Raw genomic sequence first — 21591 nt, 5'->3', positions numbered from 1 at the left:
AAAAATAATGATTTATTTTGATAATAGTGCAACAACAAAACCATATAAAGAAGTAATAGATTCATTTGTCAGTGTTTCAAGCCAATATTATGGAAATCCGTCCTCCCTCCATAGTATGGGAGGGCAGGCTGAAAGGCTGTTATCTCAGGCAAGGGGACAGGTTGCAAACCTCTTAAAGGTAAAACCTGCGGAAATCTATTTTACCTCAGGAGGTACTGAAAGTAATAATATTGCGATAAAAGGTGCCGCTAACATAAACAAAAGAAAAGGAATGCACATTATTACATCAAGTGTGGAGCATGCCTCTGTACATGCTGTGATGGAACAATTAGAGCGGGATGGATTTGACATAACTTATTTGCCTGTAGATGAAAATGGGAGAGTAAGTCCGGCTGATGTTGAGAAAGCCATCCAGAATGATACGATTTTGATTTCCATCATGCTGGTGAATAATGAAGTTGGTACAATCCAGCCCATTAGAGAAATAGGGGAATTATTAAAAAAACATCCATCGATTGTTTTTCATGTAGATACCATTCAGGCAGTTGGGAAAATACCTCTAAATCTATACAATAATAGGGTAAATCTTTGCTCTCTTTCGGCACATAAATTTCATGGCTTAAAGGGAACAGGGGCCCTTTTTATTCGGGAAGGGACAAGAATTGATCCACTTTTTCTAGGTGGCAACCAAGAGCAAAAGATGCGCAGCGGTACGGAAAATGTAGCAGGAGCCGTTGCGATGGCAAAGGCACTGAGGATGACAATGGTCAAGAGCGAGGCAGGTATAGAAAAACTGATGAATATTACATCCATTTTGAGGGACGGAATATCTGAATTAGATGGTGTTCAAATTCATACGCCTTCTGAAGGATCAGCACCTCACATTTTAAACTTTTCTGTAAGTGGGATAAAATCAGAGGTGCTAATCCATGCACTTGAACAGGTTGGAATTTTTGTATCAACTACGAGTGCTTGTTCTTCTAAGAAAAAATCACCTAGTAAGACTTTGCTTGCGATGGGTGTTCCTGAACATTCAGCTGAGAGTGCCATTAGAATAAGTCTATCGTTTGATAATACAGAAGAAGAAGCAAGAACAGCTGTCGCAGCAATAAAGAAGGCTGTAATTCAATTACGAAAGGTTATGAAATGAATGAAATATGACCGAATACTTATACGTTATGGTGAAATATCAACAAAAGGGAGAAATCGCCATAAATTTGTTGAGAAGCTTAAAAACAGCGTTAGAATAGCTCTTACCTCTTTTCCAAACATTAAAATCCAAGCAAGTCGTGATCGGATGTATGTGTTATTAAATGGGGAAAATGGGCTTGAGATAATAAATAAATTAAAGCATATATTTGGGATTCAGTCATTTAGTCCAGCTATAAAGGTTGAAAAAGATTTAGAAATGTTAAAACAAGCTTCGTTTGAATTAGTTCGCTCCCTTTATAAAGAGGGTCAAACATTTAAGGTTACTCCAAAACGATCTGACAAGACATTTATGTTGGATACAGATGGAATTAATCAAGCAATTGGCGGCCATTTATTGCAAAACATTCCGGGAATGAAGGTGGATGTGAAAAAGCCAGATATTAATTTACGCATAGAAGTAAGAAAAGAAGCAATTTATTTGTCATGTGAAATCATTAAAGGGGCCGGCGGTCTTCCCATTGGTTCCGGGGGAAAAGCATTACTCATGCTATCTGGTGGAATTGACAGCCCTGTTGCCGGATATTTGACAATGAAACGTGGGTTGGAAATTGAGGCGGTTCACTTTTTCAGTCCGCCCTTTACAAGTGAACGTTCCAAGGAAAAAGTGGTTGATTTAACTAAAAAGCTGGCTGAGATTTACGGCAGCTCCATTAAGCTTCATATTGTTCCTTTTACAGACATTCAGCAAGCCGTTCGTGAACAAATTCCAGAAAACTACTCCATGACATCAACAAGAAGAATGATGTTGCGAATTGCGGATGAAATTAGGAAAATGCAAGAAGGTCTTGCCATAATTACTGGTGAAAGCATTGGTCAAGTTGCAAGCCAGACGTTAGAAAGCATGTATGCCATTAATGATGTGACGAATACACCTATTTTACGTCCGTTGATTACAATGGACAAAACCGATATAATCAAAATCGCCAAAGAAATAGATACTCTTGAAATTTCAAATAGGCCTTTCGAAGATTGCTGTACGATCTTTGTGCCGGCTTCACCAAAAACCAAGCCAAAACGGGAAAAAGTTCAGCATTACGAAAGTTACTTTGATTTTGAACCAATGATACAAGAAGCAGTTCAGAAGATAGAGACCTTGGTCATTAAGCCTGGCGAGGAACATCATTCAGAATTTCATTCATTATTTTAGAAACAAAATATTAATTTTCTGTGAACAATTACCAATTGGATTATAGAATGAACCTTATCGTTATTACACATTCTATACTCACAAGGAGGTGATATCACATGGCAAGCAACAACTCAAATCAATTATTAGTTCCTGGTGTTGAACAAGCTCTTAACCAAATGAAACAAGAAATTGCTTCAGAATTTGGTGTAAACCTTGGTGCAGACACTACTTCACGTGCTAACGGATCTGTTGGTGGTGAAATCACTAAGCGTCTCGTTTCATTAGCTCAACAACAAATGAGCGGATTTACTCGTTAATAAAAAATAAATACGATGGCTACAGAGAGTGTGGAGGGTTTCCTCCCACTCTCTTTTTGATTTGCACAGGAATAGATTCTCACGATAGAGTTTTTGTTTCCGTTTTGAGAAAAAAGGTTTATAATTGGTATCAGGTACTAATAGTAAATATTAATTTTTAATTTATTCTGTTAAATGAATCACTTGAGGGGGAGAGTTATGAAACGGGAAGATTTAATTGCACCAGAAAGATATAATCTAGTGACTGAAATGGAGCGGTTTGCAAAAAATCCGCAAAGAATAGCATTAAAGTGGGAAAATGAGATTGGTGAAACAAAGCAAGTAACATATGAGCACTTAATGAGACAGGTCAACCAGGCCGCTAATGTATTGACCCAGCATGGGTTAACCCAAGGTGATGTTGTTCTTGTGATTGTCCCACGGCTTATTGAGGCATACATCATATATTTGGCTGCATTAAAAGCAGGTATGGTTGTTATTCCAAGCTCTGAAATGTTAAAGGAAAAAGATTTACAGTACCGTATTTCTCATGGAGATGTAAAGGGTGTAATCAGCTATTATCCTTACGTTGATCAGTTTGCGCATATAACGGAAACTCAGCCACTAGTTAAATTTACATTTGGTGCATTAGAAGAAGGCTGGAGTCATTTAGATGCGGAAATGAAAAATGCTAGTGAGCAATTTGAGATGGCTGATACCCATAGAGAGGATATGGCATTTTTGTCTTATACCTCTGGAACAACAGGAAATCCAAAAGGTGTTGTTCATACACATGGGTGGGCGTTTGCTCATTTAAAAACAGCCGCAGCAAAGTGGCTTTGCATTGAAGAGGGCGATACCGTGTGGGCAACAGCTGGTCCTGGCTGGCAAAAATGGATATGGAGTCCTTTCTTATCCGTTCTTGGCTCGGGTGGAACAGGCCTAGTCTACCATGGGAAATTTGAACCGAAAAAATATTTAAGCTTGCTGCAGAAATATGATGTGAATGTTCTATGTTGTACACCAACAGAATATCGCTTAATGGCGAAGGTGGACAATCTAGACGAATACCAATTATCAAACCTTCATAGTGCTGTTTCTGCAGGGGAACCGTTAAATCGTGAGGTAATTGATATATTTAGAAAACACTTTGATATTGATGTCCGCGATGGTTATGGGCAAACGGAAAATACCTTACTTGTTGGAGTAACCAAAGGGATGAAATTGAAGCCAGGTTCGATGGGCAAACCTACACCGGGAAATAGAGTAGAAATTATTAATGATGAAGGCCAGGTGTGTTCTGTTGGCGAGGTGGGCGATATTGCCGTCCATGTTGAAACACCAGCCTTATTTAAAGAATATTATAAAGACCCTGAAAGAACGGCTATGCAGTTCCGTGGAGATTATTATGTGACGGGCGATAAAGCAAAAATGGATGAAGAAGGGTATTTTTGGTTTGAAGGACGTGGAGATGATATTATCATCAGTTCGGGCTATACGATTGGGCCATTTGAAGTTGAAGATGCATTGGTAAAACATTCATCTGTAAAAGAATGTGCCGTGGTTGCGAGCCCCGATGAAATTCGCGGCTTTGTAGTGAAAGCCTTTGTTGTATTACAAGAGGGTGTGGATGCTCAAGATCCAGATTTAACGAAAAAATTGCAGGATCATGTAAAGACACTAACGGCTCCATATAAATATCCAAGGAAAATCGAGTTTGTGACAGACCTTCCAAAAACAACTTCAGGAAAAATCCGAAGAATCGAACTGCGTCAAAAAGAAATGGAGTCACAGAAGCAAATTTAATAATGATGAAACCTAAAGCAGGCGGTATCTACCGTCTGCTTTTTATGTGGCAAATAGTCTAGTGTAAAATAATTCCCCTAAATGAAATGTTTCGCGGTATAATAGAATTTATTTCGAAACTAGAAAGAATAGAGGTTTAAGGGGAAATATGAAACAGACAGAAGTTAAGCTGGGAGCCATTCATGCTGGCTTTTCCTATTTTATTTGGGGTTTATTGCCGATTTATTGGAAACTTGTAGATAATGTGAATGCAAAGGAGATTCTGGCAAACCGTGTTTTTTGGTCGTTTATTTTTATGATAGCTGTACTTCTTTTTACGAGAAAGTGGGGTTTATTTGTCTATACTTTAAAAGATTTTGCTCACAACAAAAAACAATTGTATGCTCTTGCGATTGCTTCGTTTATAATAAGCGCGAATTGGTTTATATATATTTGGGCAGTTAATAGTGGTCATATGATTGAAGCAAGCCTTGGCTATTATATTAATCCACTTATAAGTATTTTATTAGGTGTCATTGTCCTTAAGGAAAAATTAACTATATACCAATTTGTTTCCTTCCTTTTAGCGGGTGTTGGGGTATTGATTTTGACCGTTTCTCATGGCTCATTTCCATGGATTGCTATATCACTTGCATTAACTTTTGGTCTATATGGGTTAGCAAAAAAACTAATTAATGTTGATTCTGCCGTTGGATTAACCTTGGAAACCCTTGTAGTATCACCATTCGCTCTTATTTATCTGGTTATCTTGCTTTTTAATAACTCCAATTCCTTTTTTACAGCAAGTATGAAGACTAATTTATTGTTAATAGGTGCTGGAGTAGCGACTGCTGTGCCGCTTCTTTATTTCGCAAAAGGAGCGCAAAAAATCCCACTTTCTTTACTTGGTTTCTTGCAATATATTGCACCAACTCTAACCCTAATTCTTGGTGTTTTTGTTTACCAAGAACATTTTACAAAGGTACAACTTTTATCCTTTATCTTTATCTGGTCGGCTCTAACAATTTACTCACTTTCAAAGACTAAACTATTTACGGCAAGCAAAAAATCTACAAAGGAAAAAAGTGTAACCTTATAATACAAAACAAACCTTATCCCGTGATAGGATAAGGTTTTGTTTTGTATTAAAGGAACGTTCTCTTCACTTTATCCCAGAAAGAGTTGTCTCTTAATTTTAATGTTTTCACTTTTTTATCACTTATCTTGATTTCTATATTCCCAACATGACGAATACTTAAGGCCTCATTATCCATCCCCATTGTCGGATGGTCATTGCCTTCAGAGATGACCTTAAGCGTTAAGGTCCGCTCACTTCCCAGAATAAACGATGCACCGAGTGTACGGTAACGACTCGTATTAAGGGAGGCTACCTCGCTTACTTGCATGCAGGAAAGAAGCGGGTCAACGATTGCCCCATTTACTGATTTGTTATAAGCAGTACTTCCGGTTGGGGTAGCGACAATTAAACCATCTCCGCGGAAAGTCTCTAAGTGAAGCTGATCAACAAAGACATCAATAACAAGTGTTTTAATAATAGCAGAGCGGATACTGAATTCATTTAAGCATGTAAACGTACTCTGACCATCCACCGTCACGTCTATTGTCGGATATCTGCGAACCTCTACTTGCTCACTCGTGGTGATCGCCTCAATCAATTTTGATGTATCATCGAGTCGAAAATCACAATACATGCTTAAACTATTATTTATGGAGATCCCCATGTATAAACAATCCTCACGAAAACCTGTTTTTCTGACTGCTTGTAAAAAGGTTCCATCATCGCCGACGCTGGTAATAATATTTGCTTTACGATAATCCTCCACGATGGTAAACCCATACCGATTCGCTAAATCCCTAAGCGGTGCTGTTTTCGATAACATATCAGCATCCCGTTTATGATAAAAATAAATATTACGTCTAATCTCCATTTCAGCATCCCCTTTTAAAAGACTAAAAATATCAACCATTATATCCCATTGTACAGGTTTCTTTGCTAAAATAATAAATGTCTGAAATTAGTTTAGCATTTTTTTGAAACAATATAAAAGCAGGACGTCTAAAATTACATGATAGGTAGGGGGAAAACACTTGAATGGAAAGAGATGGGCCGCTTTGGGGATTGCTGCGGCATTATTTTTTATTTCAATCGTTATAAATTTTCTATCTGCATTTGCTTTCAAAGGAATTGAAACAGATGTAACCAATTTTATGGGTGCAACTGATCAGCCTTTTACTGAGGAGGTTGTTAAAGATGGCAGTGAGTTAAAAAAAATTGTCATCCTTGATGTCGATGGGGTCATTCAAGACACAGGTGACGGTGGCTCACTGCTGCAAAGCACTGGCTATAATCATCAGGATTTTTTGAAGAAGTTAAACTATATTCAAGAAGATGATTCTGTAAAAGGGGTTATTATCAGAGTGAATTCACCTGGCGGCGGAGTAGTAGAAAGTGCCGAAATTCATGATAAACTGGTTGATCTTCAAAAAAATAGTAAAAAACCTGTATACATTTCGATGGGCTCAATGGCGGCATCTGGAGGTTATTATATCTCAACTGCAGCAAAAAGGATCTATGCTAGTCCTGAAACATTAACAGGTTCTCTTGGTGTCATTATGGAAGGATATAATTATAAGGGATTAGCAGATAAATACGGTGTTGATTTTGTCACGATTAAAAGCGGTAAATATAAAGATATTATGAGCCCTACAAGAGAAATGACAGCTGAAGAACGGCAAATATTACAAAGAATGATTGATAATTCCTATGAGGGGTTTGTCAAAGTCATTTCTGAAGGCCGCCATATGAGTATCGACCAAGTTAAACAGATTGCTGATGGACGGGTGTATGATGGGCGGCAAGCAAAAGAAATTAATCTAATTGATGATTTCGGCTACTTAGAGGATGTCATTAAGCAAATGAAAAAGCAGGAGAAATTATCGGGTGCAAAGGTAGTCCGTTATTCTGATGATCTTGGTTTTGGTTCATTGTTTAAATTACAGGCATCAAAATTATTGAGCGAAAATGTTGAAATGGCTGGACTCATGAAAATACTTTCTAAACCCAATTCGCCGCGTCTCATGTATTTGTATGCGGAATAGGGAGGGAATACTAGCAAATGGAACCAAATGATTATCAAAATAACGGTGAACGAGAACATTCAATGGCTGAAATATCGTCCCCTCAAGTGCAAACTCAAAGAACAGTGATTCAGGAGCAGCCCGTTCGTTATGCAGGATTTTGGATGCGTTTTTGGGCCTACCTGCTTGATTTAGTGGTAATTGGCAGTATTGAGCGCATCGTAGTTAAACCATTATTTCGGTTACTCGATATTTCCTTGTCTGAATTTAATATGTTTGCTCCCATTTCGATTGCTTCTGCTATCATTTTCTATGTATATTTTGTTTTAATGACAAAATATTTTAATCAAACTCTTGGAAAGATGGTATTTGGTTTAAAAGTCATTGATCTGAAAAGGGATCAATTGACTTGGGGGACCATTCTATTTCGGGAGTGGATTGGCCGATTTATTTCCGCAACAATCATGATTGGCTATCTTATTGTCGCCTTTTTACCCAAAAAGCAGGGATTGCACGATCTCTTCACGGATACCACAGTCGTCCATGTAGAGCGATAACATAAAGCAATAAACCTATCAACATTAAGTTGATAGGTTTATTTTTTTCCATAAAGGCGAATAATAATGGGCTGAAAGGATGTGTACAAATTGTTTTGGCTGATCCTCTTCTTAGTGATTCTTATGTTCTTATTAATCTTATTTATCCTTACTAAAATAACGATTTTTGTAAATTATTATCATCATAATGATAATGATGATTTGAAGGTAGAATTTAGAATTTGGTTTGGAATAATTAGATACAAAATAAATGTACCTTTAATAAAAATTGATGATAATTCTCCAAGTGTGGTTGTAAAAAGTCATTCACATCTAGGGGAAAAAGCGGATGAAAACCCACAGCAAACAGTCAATCAATTTACACACAAAGATCTAGTATCCAGGTTTGAAAATAGTAAAGAGATGCTAAAAAAAGTGGTCAATTTGAATGTAATTGTTAGAAAGTTGCTGCAAAGGGTCACTATTAAAAAATTTGAATGGCAAACGCTTATCGGTCTTGGTGACGCTGCCCATACAGGAATGATAACGGGGGCTTTATGGGCAATCAAAGGAGGAATAATAGGAATCCTAAGTCATTATTTTCGTTTGAAAGAAATGCCTGTTGTTGCGATTACACCTCATTTCCAAGCTGCCGTCATACAATCACGAGTTTCATGTATTTTTCAGTTTCGAATCGGGTATGCTATTCTCGCAGGATTAAAGCTGATCAAATTCTGGAAGGGCGGAAAACCGCACATCAAAAGAAAGAACGATTATAGTGAAAAAACTAAAACCGTTTGAAAGAGGAGGCAATAACCATGTCTGACCATCCAATTCAAGGTTTGATGACAACGGCAATGGAAAGCTTAAAAGAAATGATTGATGTTAATACGATTATTGGCGACCCTGTTGAAACGCCTGACGGTAGTGTAATTTTAACAGTATCAAAGGTCGGTTTTGGGTTTGCTGCTGGCGGCAGTGAATTTAAGGTTGATGGTTCTCAGTCACAGGGCCAAGACAAGGGACAATCAAGTCATCCATTTGGAGGAGGAAGCGGCGGCGGTGTTTCCATTACTCCAATTGCTTTTTTAATAGTGAACTCCCAAGGTGTCAAAATGCTTCATTTAGACGAGAGCACCCATTTATATGAAAAGATCTTAGAGCTTGCACCGCAGGCGGTTGATAAAATCCAGCAAATGTTCTCGAAGAAAGATGAGGGTAAACAGCAGCAATCACAACAAAAACACGAATCACAACAGCAACAGCAGCCAAAAGTTGATCTTGAATTATAAAATAGAGAGTTAATCTTCCTGGAGGAGGGTTAACTTTTTTCTTGGCTGAATAAAAGGGTTCTTAATTTTCACAATTCAATTTATTGCAAAATGGCTTCTGAAAAGATATATTTACACTGTACATAAAGCACATAACCGTTACACTTAGTGAAGCGGTAGCTTTTAAATGACAAAGGAGGATGTTAGAAATGGCAAACGTTACATTTAAAGGTAATGCAGTAACTTTACTAGGCAATGAAGTAAAAGTAGGGGATCAAGCTCCCAATTTCACTGTTCTTGCAAATGATTTATCAGAAGTAACACTAAACGATACAAAGGGGCAAGTTCGCTTAATCACTTCCGTACCTTCATTAGATACTGGAGTATGTGATGCAGAAACACGCCGTTTTAATGAAGAAGCAAATAGTTTAGGTAATGTGAAAATTTTAACAGTTAGTGTGGACTTACCATTTGCTCAAAAACGCTGGTGTGCAGCAGCTGGAATCGAAAATGTGCAAACAGTATCCGATCACCGCGATCTTTCCTTTGGAGAAGCATATGGAGTCGCTATCCAAGAATTAAGACTATTAGCTCGAGCCGTGTTCGTTGTTGACTCAAGTGATAAAGTTGTTTATGTGGAATATGTTAGTGAAGCTACTAACCACCCTGACTATGAAGCAGCATTAGAAGCTGCAAGAAATGCAAAATAAATAGTAATTAAAGGCCTCGGCATAATTGCGAGGCCTTTATACTTGTTTAAGAAATAAATAATCGTATAAAATGAGTAAGGAAATTTAGTAAGGGAGGAGAACGATGAAAATTTCTCCGGTTGAACAACTTTTTACATTATTCAATGAAACAGCACTTATATTACAAGAGGAATTATCCTGCAGTTTCCTCGAGGCACTTGCCGAAACAGGGGAGAATTTATTTCAAGGGGCCATACTCCAAAATGAATTAAGTGAGTTAACAGTAAAACGATTAAAGAAACAATATGAAGAGATCGGAAGGCTTGACTATTCGAATGAGGAAATACGTAAAGCTTATCAGCTTGTTATCTTAAAAGGCATGAAGGAAAATGTGCAGCCCAACCATCAAATGACGCCGGATACAGTTGGAATGTTAATGGGTTATTTAGTCGAAAGGTTTATAAAACAGTCATCATTCCGTTTGCTAGACCTTGCTGTCGGGACAGGAAATTTATTAACCACCGTACTAAATCATATAAACAAAGAAATCACCTCTATTGGAGTGGAAATTGACGATTTACTCATTAAGCTTGCCTATATTAATGCTAATTTACAAGGTCATCCCATTCAATTCTTTAATCAGGATAGCTTAGAGCCGTTATTTATTGAACCAGTAGACGCTGTGATAGCAGATTTACCAATTGGTTACTATCCAAATGACGTGCGAGCAGCAGACTATCAACTTATGGCGCAGGAAGGACACTCGTATTCGCATCATTTGTTCATTGAACAGAGTGTTCGAAATACTGTTCCAGGGGGATATTTGTTTCTCCTCGTTCCCAATGGCCTCTTTGAAAGTGATCAGGCAGCCCAGCTTCATGAATTTATTAAAGAAAATCTCTTTATTCAAGGACTTCTTCAATTACCAACCAGTATGTTTAAGAGCAAGGGGTCAGCAAAGAGTATTTTAATTTTGCAAAAAACGGGTGAAGATGTCCGGCCTCCAAAGCAAGCATTACTAGTTAATTTACCGAGTCTTTCCAATGCATTCGAGGTAGATAAGATTTTAACTAAAATGGAAAAATGGTTTCAAGAAAACAAAGGATAAAACTGGGTTACTTCTCCGGTTTTATCCTTTTTTTTTGGAAATAAAGATAAGGAATTTTGTGAAAATATGAACATTTTGATTGGAAACGTTATCATAAAAATAATCCCTTGTAATGACTTATAAACAGTGAGTAAACTAAGAAATGAGGGAAATAAATAGTGGTGGTTTGCACAAAATAGTGTTGTACTACAAAAAATTATTTAAATTATAGTTGTTATATAAAAGGAGAGTTTTACTAAATGCCAAAAATTATTGCCATTAATGCAGGTAGTTCTTCCTTGAAGTTTCAATTGTTTGAAATGCCAAGTGAAGAAGTTATTACAAAAGGTCTAATTGAAAGAATTGGCCTGAAAGATTCAGTTTTTAATATTACCGTGGACGGAAAAAAGGTTCAGGAAATTAGTGATATTCCAGACCATGAAGTTGCTGTAAAGATGCTTTTAGATAAATTAACTACTCTTGGTATTATTAAGTCATTAAATGAAATTGAAGGAATTGGCCATCGTGTTGTACACGGAGGAGAAACGTTTAATGATTCAGCTGTCATCAATGAGGCAGTTTTAAATAAAATCGAAGAATTATCAGAACTAGCTCCACTGCATAATCCTGCCAACCTTACAGGAATTAAAGCTTTTATGAGTGTACTTCCAAACGTACCAGCAGTCGCTGTTTTTGATACGGCATTTCATCAAACGATGCCAGAAAGTTCTTTCTTATATAGCCTACCGTATGAATACTATAAAGATTATGGTATTCGTAAATACGGTTTCCATGGAACAAGCCACAAATATGTATCCCAACGTGCTGCTGAAATGTTAGGACGTCCTGTTGAGCAGCTTCGGTTAATTTCTTGCCACCTAGGAAATGGAGCAAGTATTGCAGCGATCGAAGGTGGAAAATCCATTGATACCTCCATGGGCTTTACACCACTTGCAGGGGTAACAATGGGGACTCGCTCTGGAAATATAGACCCTGCTTTAATTCCATATATCATGGAAAAGACAGGAAAAAATGCTGATGAAGTGCTAGAAGTTTTAAACAAAAAGAGCGGTATGTTAGCAGTTTCTGGCTTTTCAAGTGATTTGAGAGATATTGAAGTGGAATCAAATAAGGGAAATGAACGGGCTCAATTAGCATTAGATGTATTTGCCAACCGTATTCATAAATATGTTGGTTCTTATGCGGCCCGCATGAATGGTGTAGATGCGATTATTTTCACAGCAGGTATCGGTGAAAATAGTGATACAATTAGAGCAAGTGTATTAAAAGGTCTTGAATTTATGGGTGTTTATTGGGATCCAGCTTTAAACAAAGTAAGAGGTGAGGAAGCATTTATTAACTATCCTCATTCACCAGTAAAAGTCATGATTATTCCAACTAATGAAGAAGTCATGATTGCTCGTGACGTCTTAAGATTAGCTAAATAATAGTAAAGAAAGCAAAAGCTATTTAAATGGCTTTTGCTTTTTTTTTGACAATTTCTTTGTGATATACTTGAATAGAGAGTGTGAAGGAGGGGTATTGATGCCATTGACAGAACGGGAAACAATTGTAATGAATGGAATTCGGTTATGGGAACAAAACTTGTTAGATTATGAAGCCAATGACTTTCAATTAACATATGAAAAATATTTGGAACGTTCTTTTTCATTATTGCCAAATAAGGTACAAAAGCAATTTTTTTCGGTAATTGATAATTGGCTATTTCATTTACATAGTTTCATTCAAGGCTCGCAACTCCAAATGGATGCAAAGGGACGGATTCTTTCATCAGGGAGGATTTTTCGTTCAGATTTAGAAACAATAACAGACTTAAAGAAATTGGACATTGACCAATTACAATACATAGCAGAACAGCAAATAGCCAGACATCGGTTTTATTCTTTTACTCAAGGCGGACTTGCAGGAACGGGCGGCATGCTGCTGCTGGGTACAGATATCCCAGCAATGGCTGTCATTAATTTAAGAGTTGTCCAATTAATAGCAATGACCTATGGTTTTGAAATTAATACTCCATTTGAAATGATGACATCATTAAAAGTCTTTCATATCGCAACATTGCCGCCGCGAATTCAAAAAGAGGGATGGACATCCTTAATGGCTGAATTAGAGGGAAATGGTGAGTTTTACTTTTATGAGGGCAAAGATGAAATCACGGATATCACATGGCTTGAACAACCTGTTCAACAAATATTAAAAGCAATGGTGATTGCATTGTTTAGAAGAAAGGTAATTCAGGGAATTCCATTGGTCAGTATGGCCGTCGGAGCAAGTGTTAATTATCAATTAACACGAAAAGTAACCGAATTTGCCCATAAGTATTATCAGCTTCGCTATCTAAAAGAAAAAGAGGAGATTTAGGATGAGCACGCAAGAACATAAGAAAGAAGCACCAAAGACGGTGAAATGTAAGGTCATTACTGTTAGTGATACTCGGGATCAAGTAACTGACAAAAGTGGCAGACTTATGATTGAGATGCTAGAGGGAGCTGGACATACCGTTGCAGACTACTGTATTGTGAAGGATGAGGGACAGCCTATTTATGATGAAATACTAAAAGGCTGTGAGCGAGAGGATATTGATGTGATTCTGACAAATGGCGGTACAGGAATCGCTAAACGAGATGTAACTATTGAGACTGTCCAAAGTATGCTGGATAAAGAAATTATTGGCTTTGGTGAATTGTTCAGGATGTTAAGCTTTCAAGAAGATATCGGGTCAGCTGCAATTCTTTCTAGAGCAATTGCCGGGGTAGTTAAAGATAAAGCAGTATTCTCCACTCCTGGCTCCTCTGGTGCAGTTAAACTGGCGATGAATAAATTAATCCTCCCCGAGATCGGGCATGTTGTAAGGGAAATTAAAAAGGACTTATAAAATAGAAGCATGTCCTAAAACAAAGTGCCCAGACCCCTCAAAAACTTTTATATGATAAATTGAAGTTAAGCGAAGGGTCAGACCCTTTGTAACATACTCGTTACTGATGCTGTTTTGTAGTAAGAGTTTGATTCGAACGGTACCATAGCCATAAGTCATTGATAATGGAAGCAAGGTCGGCTATCTCTGAATTCAATTGACATGAACGAGGAAAGTCACTTTCATCAGAAAGCTGGGCCTGTTTTTGATTTATCTCTTGTTCGAGTTCAGCTATTCGGTCAGGAATAGAACCACGGATTTGTTCCCAATGATATAAAATATACTGTTGTGTCTCCTGACTGTGCTCATCCCAATCAAAAGTTAAATCCGGAACTAAAATTCCGAGCCGTTTATTAAAAATAAAATGATCAATCATTTCGCTGCCTCCATGCTTAGATATTGTTTTTATTTTACTATAGATTCGTAAATAGGTCATGAATAATTAGTAGGGGAAAGAAAAAGCACGGAGCATGGGCTCCGTGCTTTAATATTTTAAAGTTATTCGGCGTCTTTTTCCGTACGGACAATGAGTACATCACATGGGGCATACCGAGTAATATGTTCTGAAACACTTCCGATAAAAAATCTTTCCACAACGTTCATTCCTGTTGCCCCACAGAGGATTAAATCTACTTTGTGCTTTTTGGCCAAATCTCTAGGAATTCTTATTTTAGGAGAGCCGAATTCAATTTCGTATTGAACATCTGTTAATCCTGCCTCGACAGCTTGTTTTTGGTAATTTTCTAACATATCTTTTGCCAGTTTTTCGGCCCTATCACCAATGACCGTGTCGTAAGCTTCTATTAATGCAAATGACCTTGTGTCGATCACATGAACTAACAACAGGCGAGCATGATTCCGTTTAGCAATTTCTACACCCTTTTGAAATGCCCAATCAGCCTCTTTTGATCCATCAATTGCGACTAAAATATTTTGATATTTGAGTCCCATGATTATCATCTCCTTGCCTTTATTATACAATATTTAACAAGGAATAACTGTTGCAATTTTTCGAACAATAATGGAGTAACTTACATTGAAAGGGGATCTGATAGGTGATGAAACTGGATCCAAATAAGAAATATTCTTTTGAATTTAACGATCATGGTGTAAATGAAGTAAGTCAACAAATAATGAACTCCTACAACAGTGGTTTTATCGGAGAAGGAACTGCTCTTGCAGATAGCGATGATTTTGCCGCAGTAGAGGAATAAAGGTTTATATTATTTTTAGGGCTGTCTACTTGGGGCAGCCCTTTTTATATGTAGAGAAGGACTGGTACTAGTCATCTATCCTTAAAAATAATGAGCCTAAGGGCGTTAACCCAAGAACTTTCCTCCCAATGGCATATTCTTTATTGTGCCGTTCAATTAGAAATGAGGAGGAAGAACATGAATACAGTCATGCCGACTAACATGGATGTACAATATGGAATTAACCCAGAGGATGAAAGGCTTCACCATGGCTTTGGTCATTTTGGCGGCGGTTTTGGGCACTTTGGAGGATTTGGCCGTCCAGGATTTGGGTTTGGAGGATTCGGACGCCCTGGATTCGGATTTGGAGGATTTGGCCGTCCGGGATTTGGCTTTGGGGGATTTGGACGCCCGTTTGGGTTCGGTTTTGGTAGACCATTTGGTTTTGGATTAGGATTTGGATTACCATTTTTAGGTGGGTTAGCTGCAGGCGCGTTACTAACAGCTCCTTATTATGGATATGGTTATGGTTTTGGATATCCATATTACGGATATCCATATTACGGCTATCCATATTATCCTTGGTATTAACCCTTTGAGAGCTTTGCCTATTGTGGTAAAGCTCATATTTGTCTGGTGGGGATAATATTGGTTCAAACCTTATTGAATTATGGGTACATTTTCCAAAATTGTGGATATATTAGTATTATCAGTACTTTCTTATGAAAAACAAATGGAGGGAATTACATTGCGGATTGGGGTACCTAAAGAGATAAAAAATAATGAAAACCGGGTAGCAATGACACCATCCGGAGTCGTAAACCTTGTAAAATTCGGCCATCAGGTCATAATCGAGAAGGGAGCTGGAGCGGGCTCCGGTTTTTTGGATGATGATTATCGTTCTGCAGGGGCAACGGTAGTAGAAACAGCAAGGGAAGTATGGTCAATGGATATGGTCATGAAGGTAAAAGAACCATTGCCTAGCGAATATCAATATTTCCGTGAAGGGTTGATTTTATTTACATATTTACATTTAGCGCCTGAACCGGAATTAACCAAAGCATTAATTGATCATAAAGTAGCAGGGATTGCTTATGAAACCGTTCAATTAGCAAATAAAAGTCTGCCCTTGTTGACCCCAATGAGTGAGGTTGCCGGGAGGATGGCTCCACAAATTGGTGCACAATTTTTAGAAAAAGTCCATGGCGGTAAGGGGATTCTTCTTTCAGGTGTTCCAGGTGTGCAAAGAGGAATAGTGACCATTATAGGCGGCGGGGTTGCAGGAACAAATGCAGCAAAAATGGCGATTGGACTTGGCGCAAAAGTAACCATTTTAGATGTTAATCCAGAACGTCTTCGTCAATTAGATGATATTTTTGGAACCGATATTACCACCTTAATGTCTAATCCCTACAATATTGCCGAAGCGGTCAAAGACTCCGACTTAATTATTGGAGCAGTTCTGATTCCAGGTGCAAAGGCACCAAAGCTCGTGACGGAAGAAATGATTCAGGCGATGAAGCCGGGTAGTGTCGTTGTCGATATCGCCATCGACCAGGGCGGGATTTTTGAAACCACTGACAGAATTACCACACATGACCATCCGACCTATGTAAAGCATGGTGTTGTTCATTATGCTGTTGCCAATATGCCAGGTGCTGTACCAAGGACATCAACCATTGCTTTAACCAATGTGACAGTTCCATATGCCGTTCAAATCGCAAATAAAGGCCTTCGAAAAGCATGTATTGAAAATGAAGCACTACTAAAAGGGATTAATACACTTGAAGGCTTTGTAACATATCAGGCCGTCGCAGAAGCACATGGCCTGAATTTCTCAGATGCAAAGTCGTTATTAGGAAAATAAAAAAAGAAGAGGGCTGCCCTCTTCTTTTTTTACAATAGAAAACCAGCTGCAAAGAGCTGGTTTAAAATACTAATATGCAGCCGCATTTGCCGTAGTAAGATAAGAAAGTTTTAAACCACCACTCCTCAAAGTGGGTGTTTTCAGAAACCTTTCTGCATGTCCTCCATGTCATATAGACAGAGGCTTGTCATTCCGGTTTCGATGTTTAAACTCCCTATTACAGCTTAAAGGTTAAAACTTTATTATGGATACGTACAACGCAGCTTGTATTAGTATAATACACCAAATCCTCGTCGAGTTCAATGTAAAAAAACTCCAGATTACTTATTTTATGATTTGAAGTTCTTTCGGAAATTTGGTTAATATTTTAGCCCCATCCGCAGTAATATAAATGTCGTCCTCAATCCGGACACCAGCAACGTCTGGTACATATATACCTGGTTCAATTGTATAGACCATACCTTCTTCAAGCAACAGCTGATTAGTCTCAGTTAAGGATGGGTACTCATGAACACTGATGCCGAGACCATGTCCTAAGCGGTGTGGAAAATATTCGCCATACCCTGCGTCAGAAATAACTCTGCGTGCCGTGAGGTCAACTTCAGCCGCACTAACCCCAGGCTTACTTGCCTCAATGGCAGCAAGTTGAGCTTTTAATACAGTCTCATAGATTTCTCTTTGTTTGTCATTAATATCCCCATATGCAACTGTTCTTGTGATATCCGAGCAATAGCGGTCAACCACTACACCTAAATCAAATAGGACGAGATCACCTTTATGAATCTTCGTTTCCCCCGGGTTGCCGTGAGGGGAAGCAGCATTTGCACCAGTTAACACCATGGTTGAGAACGACATTTCCGTTACGCCCTTTTGTTTAAGAGCGTACTCTAAGGCATTTAGGACCTCAAGCTCTGTCTTGCCCTCTTTAATTTCACTAGCACCGAATTCAACTGCATAATCCGCAAGTGCACATGCCTCTTCGATGATTTTCAATTCATTCGCATCTTTAATCATTCGAAGCATACGTAATTTTTCCTCAGCAGAAACAAAGGATGCATTTGGGAATAACCTTAAAAGTTGTTCGTACCGCTCCACATTCATATGTTCTTTCTCAATCGCTGCCTTTGTAACACGCTTATTTCGCTTCGTAATCGCTTGTAATACCATCTCCCATGGATCATCGATGTCACTATAGCCAATTGTTTCATAATTCCAGCCTGAGCGTTTTGCATCGTGTACCTCCATTGCCGGGCAGATTAGAAACGGCTCTTCTTCTTGAAAAACAGCAAGACCAAGCAATCTTTCATGCGGGTCGGTATAATAACCGCTCAAATAAAATACATTTTCTGTAGAAGTCAGAAAACTTACTTCAATATTGTTTTCCTTCATCCATGTTTGCAACTTTACCAATCGTTGATTCATGTGCAGGGAGCCCCCTTTATATAATTAAAACCAAATTGAGAGTATCAATAATATGAAAAAATGTAAACTATCACACCTTAGTGTGAACTAAAATGGGAGTGTTATGGGTATAAATGTAGAAGGAATTATTAAATTTATATGGAAGTACATAGTATGACAATCTGAGAGGAGTTAGTTTAAATGAAAGTATCTTATCATGGACATTCTGTAGTTCAAATTCACACGCAAGGCAAAACCATTCTAATTGATCCTTTTATCACCGGTAACCAATTAACTGACTTAAAAGTGGATGATGTAAAACCTGATGTGATTATCCTTTCCCACGGGCATAACGACCATGTTGGTGATACAGTGGAGCTGGCTAAAAAGCACAATGCCTTAGTGGTTGGCAATGCAGACCTTACCACATTCCTCAGTTGGCATGGAGTTAAAACCCATGGAATGAATATCGGAGGATCTTTTCAATTTGATTTTGGAACAGTTAAATTGACACAAGCCTTTCATGGCTCAGGTTATGTTACCGATAAGAATGAAATTATTTATTGTGGAATGCCGACAGGGATTTTGTTCAGTAATGAAGGCAAGACCATTTATCATGCCGGCGATACAGGACTGTTTTCTGACATGAAATTGATTGGCGAACGCCATCCGATTGATGTGGCCTTTTTACCAATAGGCGATAATTTTACGATGGGTCCAGAGGATGCGGCATATGCAGCTAAATGGTTAATGGCCAAGACGGTTGTTCCGATTCACTTCAACACATTCCCGCCAATTAAACAGGATCCGTACAAATTTATTGAGAGGCTTGAAGAGAAAAATGGAAAAGTGCTGGCTCCGGGTGAATATATAGAAATTTAGATGTTCATAGTGATACAAATACTTTTTCTCCTCCATTATGCATAAAGATGAAACAAGCAGTTCATTGCAGTATTTAAGGGAGGAAAAAAATTTGAAGAAGAACAGATATTTACTTTGCTTGCTGCTGTGCGGTTTTATGCTTTATTTTGCGGTCCCGCGATTATCAATTAATCTGGATGGAGCTCAAGGGTTGTTTTCAGTCGCATGGCTAGTGTTTGCCTTGTTCGTGATTGCGGGAAATTTGACGGGGCTTCTTTATAGTCCTAAAAAACATGTTTCAAAAATCCATGCGAAGCAATTAAAGAAAAAGTCGCGTTCTTATTACTGATTAATAAACAACAATGTGAGAATCCGCATTGAATCAAGGCTTTTAACCCTCTATAATGGAACTTAGATATAATTCAGGTTAATATGTGACCGGGTGAATTGGAATTCAAACATAAAAGGGTGAAGGTCTTGGCTACAAAGCATGAACAAATTTTGCAATACATTGATGGACTTCCGATTGGGGAAAAAATATCAGTGCGGCAAATCGCCAAGGCGATGACCGTAAGTGAAGGTACGGCCTATCGGGCGATTAAAGAAGCCGAAAATAAAGGGTATGTTAGTACAATTGAAAGAGTAGGCACGATAAGAATTGAACGGAAAAAGAAAGAAAATATTGAAAAGCTAACATTTGCCGAAGTTGTTAATATTGTGGATGGGCAAGTTCTAGGCGGAAGGACGGGTTTGCATAAAACCCTCAATAAATTTGTCATTGGTGCCATGAAACTTGAAGCCATGATGCGGTACACAGAAGCTGGGAACCTGTTAATTGTCGGAAATAGGACACAAGCACATGAACTAGCTTTAAAAGCAGGAGCCTCCGTACTGATTACGGGTGGATTTGATGCAGAAGAACATATTAAAAAGCTTGCAGATAAACTAGAAATACCTGTCATCTCCACAAGTTATGATACATTTACTGTGGCAACGATGATTAACCGAGCTATTTACGACCAATTAATCAAAAAGGAAATTATTCTAGTTGAAGATATTTTAACACCACTTGCTAATACCTTTTATTTAAAAACAACAGATACAGTATCCAAATGGCATGAGTTTAATCAAAAAACAGCTCACAGCCGCTATCCCGTTGTAGATCAAAATTTAAAAATTCAAGGTATGGTCACAAGCAAGGATATATTGGGCCAAAATTTAGAAACTCCAATTGAAAAAATTATGACCAAACATCCGATGACTGTTAATGGTAAGTCGAGTGTAGCCTCCACCGCACATACGATGGTCTGGGAAGGGATAGAAGTTCTCCCGGTTGCAGATGATTCCAATCGATTAGAAGGGATTATCAGCCGTCAAGATGTGTTGAAGGCACTGCAAATGAATCAACGTCAGCCACAAGTGGGGGAAACGATTGATGATATTGTTACAAATCAATTAGTGCTAATGCAGGGAAAGTCTAAGGGAGAAGAGGTCTACACCTGCGAAGTAACACCGCAAATGACAAACCAGCTTGGAACCATCTCCTATGGTGTATTCACCACTATTGTCGCGGATGCAGCCAATCGGATTTTGCGAAGCTATAAAAAAGGTGACTTAGTTGTTGAAAACATGACCATCTACTTTTTTAAACCGGTACAAATGGAAAGTAAATTAGAAATATACCCTAAAGTACTGGAAGTTGGACGCAAGTTTGGTAAAGTGGATGTAGAAGTTTTTAATGAGGGGATTCTAGTTGGTAAAGCGATGATGATGTGTCAGCTGCTTGATAGAAGTTAAAAGCGGCAAGCACTTGTGCAGCCGAAGTACATTGACGCTTGCACTGAATCTAGATTGTAATCAATAAAATTAAGCCGCTTCCTATTAGTGGAGCGGCTTAATTTTATTTTTGGGCATCGAAACTATTGGCTTCCTCAATGGCAAATGGAAGGTAATGTTTATATTTTTTAAAACCAATCCAGCTGAATACGGCACCATAAATAGTAAAAATTGCTGCAATAATGTATGATGTGCTGGTTTCAGAAATGAAGATTAGGTGATTAACACCAAATAAACAAACAAAAAGGCCCAAGGCAATATTAGATTTTGCTGAAAGCCATTTCTTTTCAACTTGACGGTTGCTTCTAATGTATTTTGTTTTATAAAATAAATAAAAAGCAAATGAAATAACGACTAAGACAACTAGTACAAACATAATAGGTCCTCCAAGTTC

25 protein-coding genes and 1 other RNA gene are annotated in these 21591 nt (G+C 38.1%); 20 read left to right on the top strand and 6 right to left on the bottom strand.

Annotation, left to right across the window (positions count from 1 at the left end; translation table 11 throughout):
* Nucleotides 1–7 precede the first annotated feature (7 nt).
* The 5 genes from AC4E8C_RS18250 to rarD all read left to right on the top strand — a co-directional run bounded on the left by AC4E8C_RS18250 (nucleotide 8) and on the right by rarD (nucleotide 5521).
* Entirely contained in the window at nucleotides 8–1150 is a 1143-nt protein-coding gene (locus tag AC4E8C_RS18250; protein WP_490208078.1) for a cysteine desulfurase family protein, read from the top strand.
* Nucleotides 1151–2359 carry a tRNA uracil 4-sulfurtransferase ThiI gene (thiI, locus tag AC4E8C_RS18245; protein WP_490208077.1) on the top strand — a complete coding sequence of 403 codons (1209 nt, stop codon included), beginning with the start codon at nucleotides 1151–1153 and terminating at the stop codon, nucleotides 2357–2359. It abuts the gene before it with no gap.
* Nucleotides 2360–2457: 98 nt separating this feature from the next.
* Nucleotides 2458–2658, top strand: a complete 201-nt coding sequence (locus AC4E8C_RS18240) for an alpha/beta-type small acid-soluble spore protein (protein ID WP_490208076.1) — start codon at nucleotides 2458–2460, stop codon at nucleotides 2656–2658.
* Between the two features lie 198 nt (nucleotides 2659–2856).
* Nucleotides 2857–4443 carry an acyl-CoA synthetase MbcS gene (gene mbcS / locus AC4E8C_RS18235; protein ID WP_490208075.1) on the top strand — a complete coding sequence of 529 codons (1587 nt, stop codon included), beginning with the start codon at nucleotides 2857–2859 and terminating at the stop codon, nucleotides 4441–4443.
* Between the two features lie 148 nt (nucleotides 4444–4591).
* Nucleotides 4592–5521, top strand: coding sequence for an EamA family transporter RarD (rarD, locus tag AC4E8C_RS18230; RefSeq protein WP_490208074.1), 930 nt, complete (start codon nucleotides 4592–4594; stop codon nucleotides 5519–5521).
* Between the two features lie 46 nt (nucleotides 5522–5567).
* Here the strand turns inward: rarD and AC4E8C_RS18225 are convergent, their stop codons facing one another.
* Nucleotides 5568–6371, bottom strand: coding sequence for an NAD kinase (locus tag AC4E8C_RS18225; protein ID WP_490208073.1), 804 nt, complete (start codon nucleotides 6369–6371; stop codon nucleotides 5568–5570).
* A gap of 160 nt (nucleotides 6372–6531) precedes the next feature.
* Between AC4E8C_RS18225 and sppA the strand changes: the two genes are divergently transcribed.
* The 9 genes from sppA to AC4E8C_RS18180 all read left to right on the top strand — a co-directional run bounded on the left by sppA (nucleotide 6532) and on the right by AC4E8C_RS18180 (nucleotide 14000).
* A complete protein-coding gene (sppA, locus tag AC4E8C_RS18220) occupies nucleotides 6532–7542 on the top strand; it encodes a signal peptide peptidase SppA (RefSeq protein WP_490208072.1) in 1011 nt (336 codons plus the stop codon).
* 62 nt (nucleotides 7543–7604) lie between these two features.
* Complete coding sequence (locus AC4E8C_RS18215) at nucleotides 7605–8078, top strand: RDD family protein (RefSeq protein ID WP_490212604.1); 474 nt, start codon at nucleotides 7605–7607, stop codon at nucleotides 8076–8078.
* 90 nt (nucleotides 8079–8168) lie between these two features.
* Nucleotides 8169–8858: a DUF2953 domain-containing protein gene (locus tag AC4E8C_RS18210; protein ID WP_490208071.1), complete on the top strand. Its 690-nt coding sequence runs from the start codon at nucleotides 8169–8171 to the stop codon at nucleotides 8856–8858.
* Nucleotides 8859–8875: 17 nt separating this feature from the next.
* Complete coding sequence (gene ytfJ / locus AC4E8C_RS18205; protein ID WP_490208070.1) at nucleotides 8876–9349, top strand: GerW family sporulation protein; 474 nt, start codon at nucleotides 8876–8878, stop codon at nucleotides 9347–9349.
* Nucleotides 9350–9537: 188 nt separating this feature from the next.
* Entirely contained in the window at nucleotides 9538–10038 is a 501-nt protein-coding gene (tpx, locus tag AC4E8C_RS18200) for a thiol peroxidase (RefSeq protein ID WP_490208069.1), read from the top strand.
* Between the two features lie 103 nt (nucleotides 10039–10141).
* A complete protein-coding gene (locus AC4E8C_RS18195) occupies nucleotides 10142–11125 on the top strand; it encodes a class I SAM-dependent methyltransferase (protein ID WP_490208068.1) in 984 nt (327 codons plus the stop codon).
* A 239-nt stretch (nucleotides 11126–11364) separates the two neighbouring features.
* Entirely contained in the window at nucleotides 11365–12552 is a 1188-nt protein-coding gene (locus tag AC4E8C_RS18190) for an acetate kinase (RefSeq protein ID WP_490208067.1), read from the top strand.
* A 97-nt stretch (nucleotides 12553–12649) separates the two neighbouring features.
* A complete protein-coding gene (locus tag AC4E8C_RS18185) occupies nucleotides 12650–13486 on the top strand; it encodes an EcsC family protein (RefSeq protein WP_490208066.1) in 837 nt (278 codons plus the stop codon).
* 1 nt (nucleotide 13487) lies between these two features.
* Nucleotides 13488–14000, top strand: coding sequence for a MogA/MoaB family molybdenum cofactor biosynthesis protein (locus tag AC4E8C_RS18180; protein WP_490208065.1), 513 nt, complete (start codon nucleotides 13488–13490; stop codon nucleotides 13998–14000).
* A gap of 100 nt (nucleotides 14001–14100) precedes the next feature.
* On the opposite strand, the gene AC4E8C_RS18175 is transcribed toward AC4E8C_RS18180, so the two are convergent.
* Entirely contained in the window at nucleotides 14101–14415 is a 315-nt protein-coding gene (locus tag AC4E8C_RS18175; RefSeq protein ID WP_490208064.1) for an ABC transporter C-terminal domain-containing protein, read from the bottom strand.
* Nucleotides 14416–14537: 122 nt separating this feature from the next.
* Nucleotides 14538–14990 (bottom strand): universal stress protein, encoded by a 453-nt coding sequence (locus AC4E8C_RS18170; RefSeq protein ID WP_490208063.1) that lies wholly within the window; start codon nucleotides 14988–14990, stop codon nucleotides 14538–14540.
* 104 nt (nucleotides 14991–15094) lie between these two features.
* Between AC4E8C_RS18170 and AC4E8C_RS18165 the strand changes: the two genes are divergently transcribed.
* The 3 genes from AC4E8C_RS18165 to ald all read left to right on the top strand — a co-directional run bounded on the left by AC4E8C_RS18165 (nucleotide 15095) and on the right by ald (nucleotide 17099).
* A complete protein-coding gene (locus tag AC4E8C_RS18165) occupies nucleotides 15095–15253 on the top strand; it encodes a hypothetical protein (RefSeq protein ID WP_490208062.1) in 159 nt (52 codons plus the stop codon).
* Between the two features lie 201 nt (nucleotides 15254–15454).
* Entirely contained in the window at nucleotides 15455–15823 is a 369-nt protein-coding gene (locus AC4E8C_RS18160; protein WP_490212603.1) for a hypothetical protein, read from the top strand.
* 157 nt (nucleotides 15824–15980) lie between these two features.
* Complete coding sequence (gene ald, locus AC4E8C_RS18155; RefSeq protein WP_490208061.1) at nucleotides 15981–17099, top strand: alanine dehydrogenase; 1119 nt, start codon at nucleotides 15981–15983, stop codon at nucleotides 17097–17099.
* Nucleotides 17100–17172: 73 nt separating this feature from the next.
* Here the strand turns inward: ald and ssrS are convergent.
* Together ssrS and AC4E8C_RS18145 are read right to left on the bottom strand one after the other, a co-directional pair.
* Nucleotides 17173–17368, bottom strand: a non-coding RNA gene (ssrS, locus tag AC4E8C_RS18150) — 6S RNA.
* A gap of 55 nt (nucleotides 17369–17423) precedes the next feature.
* The gene (locus AC4E8C_RS18145) at nucleotides 17424–18521 is read right to left on the bottom strand and encodes a M24 family metallopeptidase (protein ID WP_490208060.1); all 1098 of its coding nucleotides are present in this window, start codon (nucleotides 18519–18521) and stop codon (nucleotides 17424–17426) included.
* Nucleotides 18522–18701: 180 nt separating this feature from the next.
* Here AC4E8C_RS18145 and AC4E8C_RS18140 point away from each other — a divergent pair, with 180 nt between their 5' ends.
* From AC4E8C_RS18140 to AC4E8C_RS18130, 3 genes are all read left to right on the top strand, one after another.
* Nucleotides 18702–19382, top strand: coding sequence for a metal-dependent hydrolase (locus AC4E8C_RS18140; protein ID WP_490208059.1), 681 nt, complete (start codon nucleotides 18702–18704; stop codon nucleotides 19380–19382).
* A gap of 91 nt (nucleotides 19383–19473) precedes the next feature.
* Nucleotides 19474–19710 (top strand): hypothetical protein, encoded by a 237-nt coding sequence (locus tag AC4E8C_RS18135; RefSeq protein WP_490208058.1) that lies wholly within the window; start codon nucleotides 19474–19476, stop codon nucleotides 19708–19710.
* Between the two features lie 128 nt (nucleotides 19711–19838).
* The gene (locus tag AC4E8C_RS18130) at nucleotides 19839–21158 is read left to right on the top strand and encodes a DRTGG domain-containing protein (RefSeq protein WP_490208057.1); all 1320 of its coding nucleotides are present in this window, start codon (nucleotides 19839–19841) and stop codon (nucleotides 21156–21158) included.
* Nucleotides 21159–21261: 103 nt separating this feature from the next.
* Here AC4E8C_RS18130 and AC4E8C_RS18125 read toward each other — a convergent pair whose 3' ends face one another.
* Nucleotides 21262–21573, bottom strand: coding sequence for a YtpI family protein (locus AC4E8C_RS18125; RefSeq protein ID WP_490208056.1), 312 nt, complete (start codon nucleotides 21571–21573; stop codon nucleotides 21262–21264).
* Between the last annotated feature and the right edge of the window lie 18 nt (nucleotides 21574–21591).

The organism is Neobacillus sp. SRL179, assembly GCF_984799095.1.
Note: the sequence above shows the minus strand (reverse complement) of the source record. Positions and strands in the feature narration are given on the sequence as shown.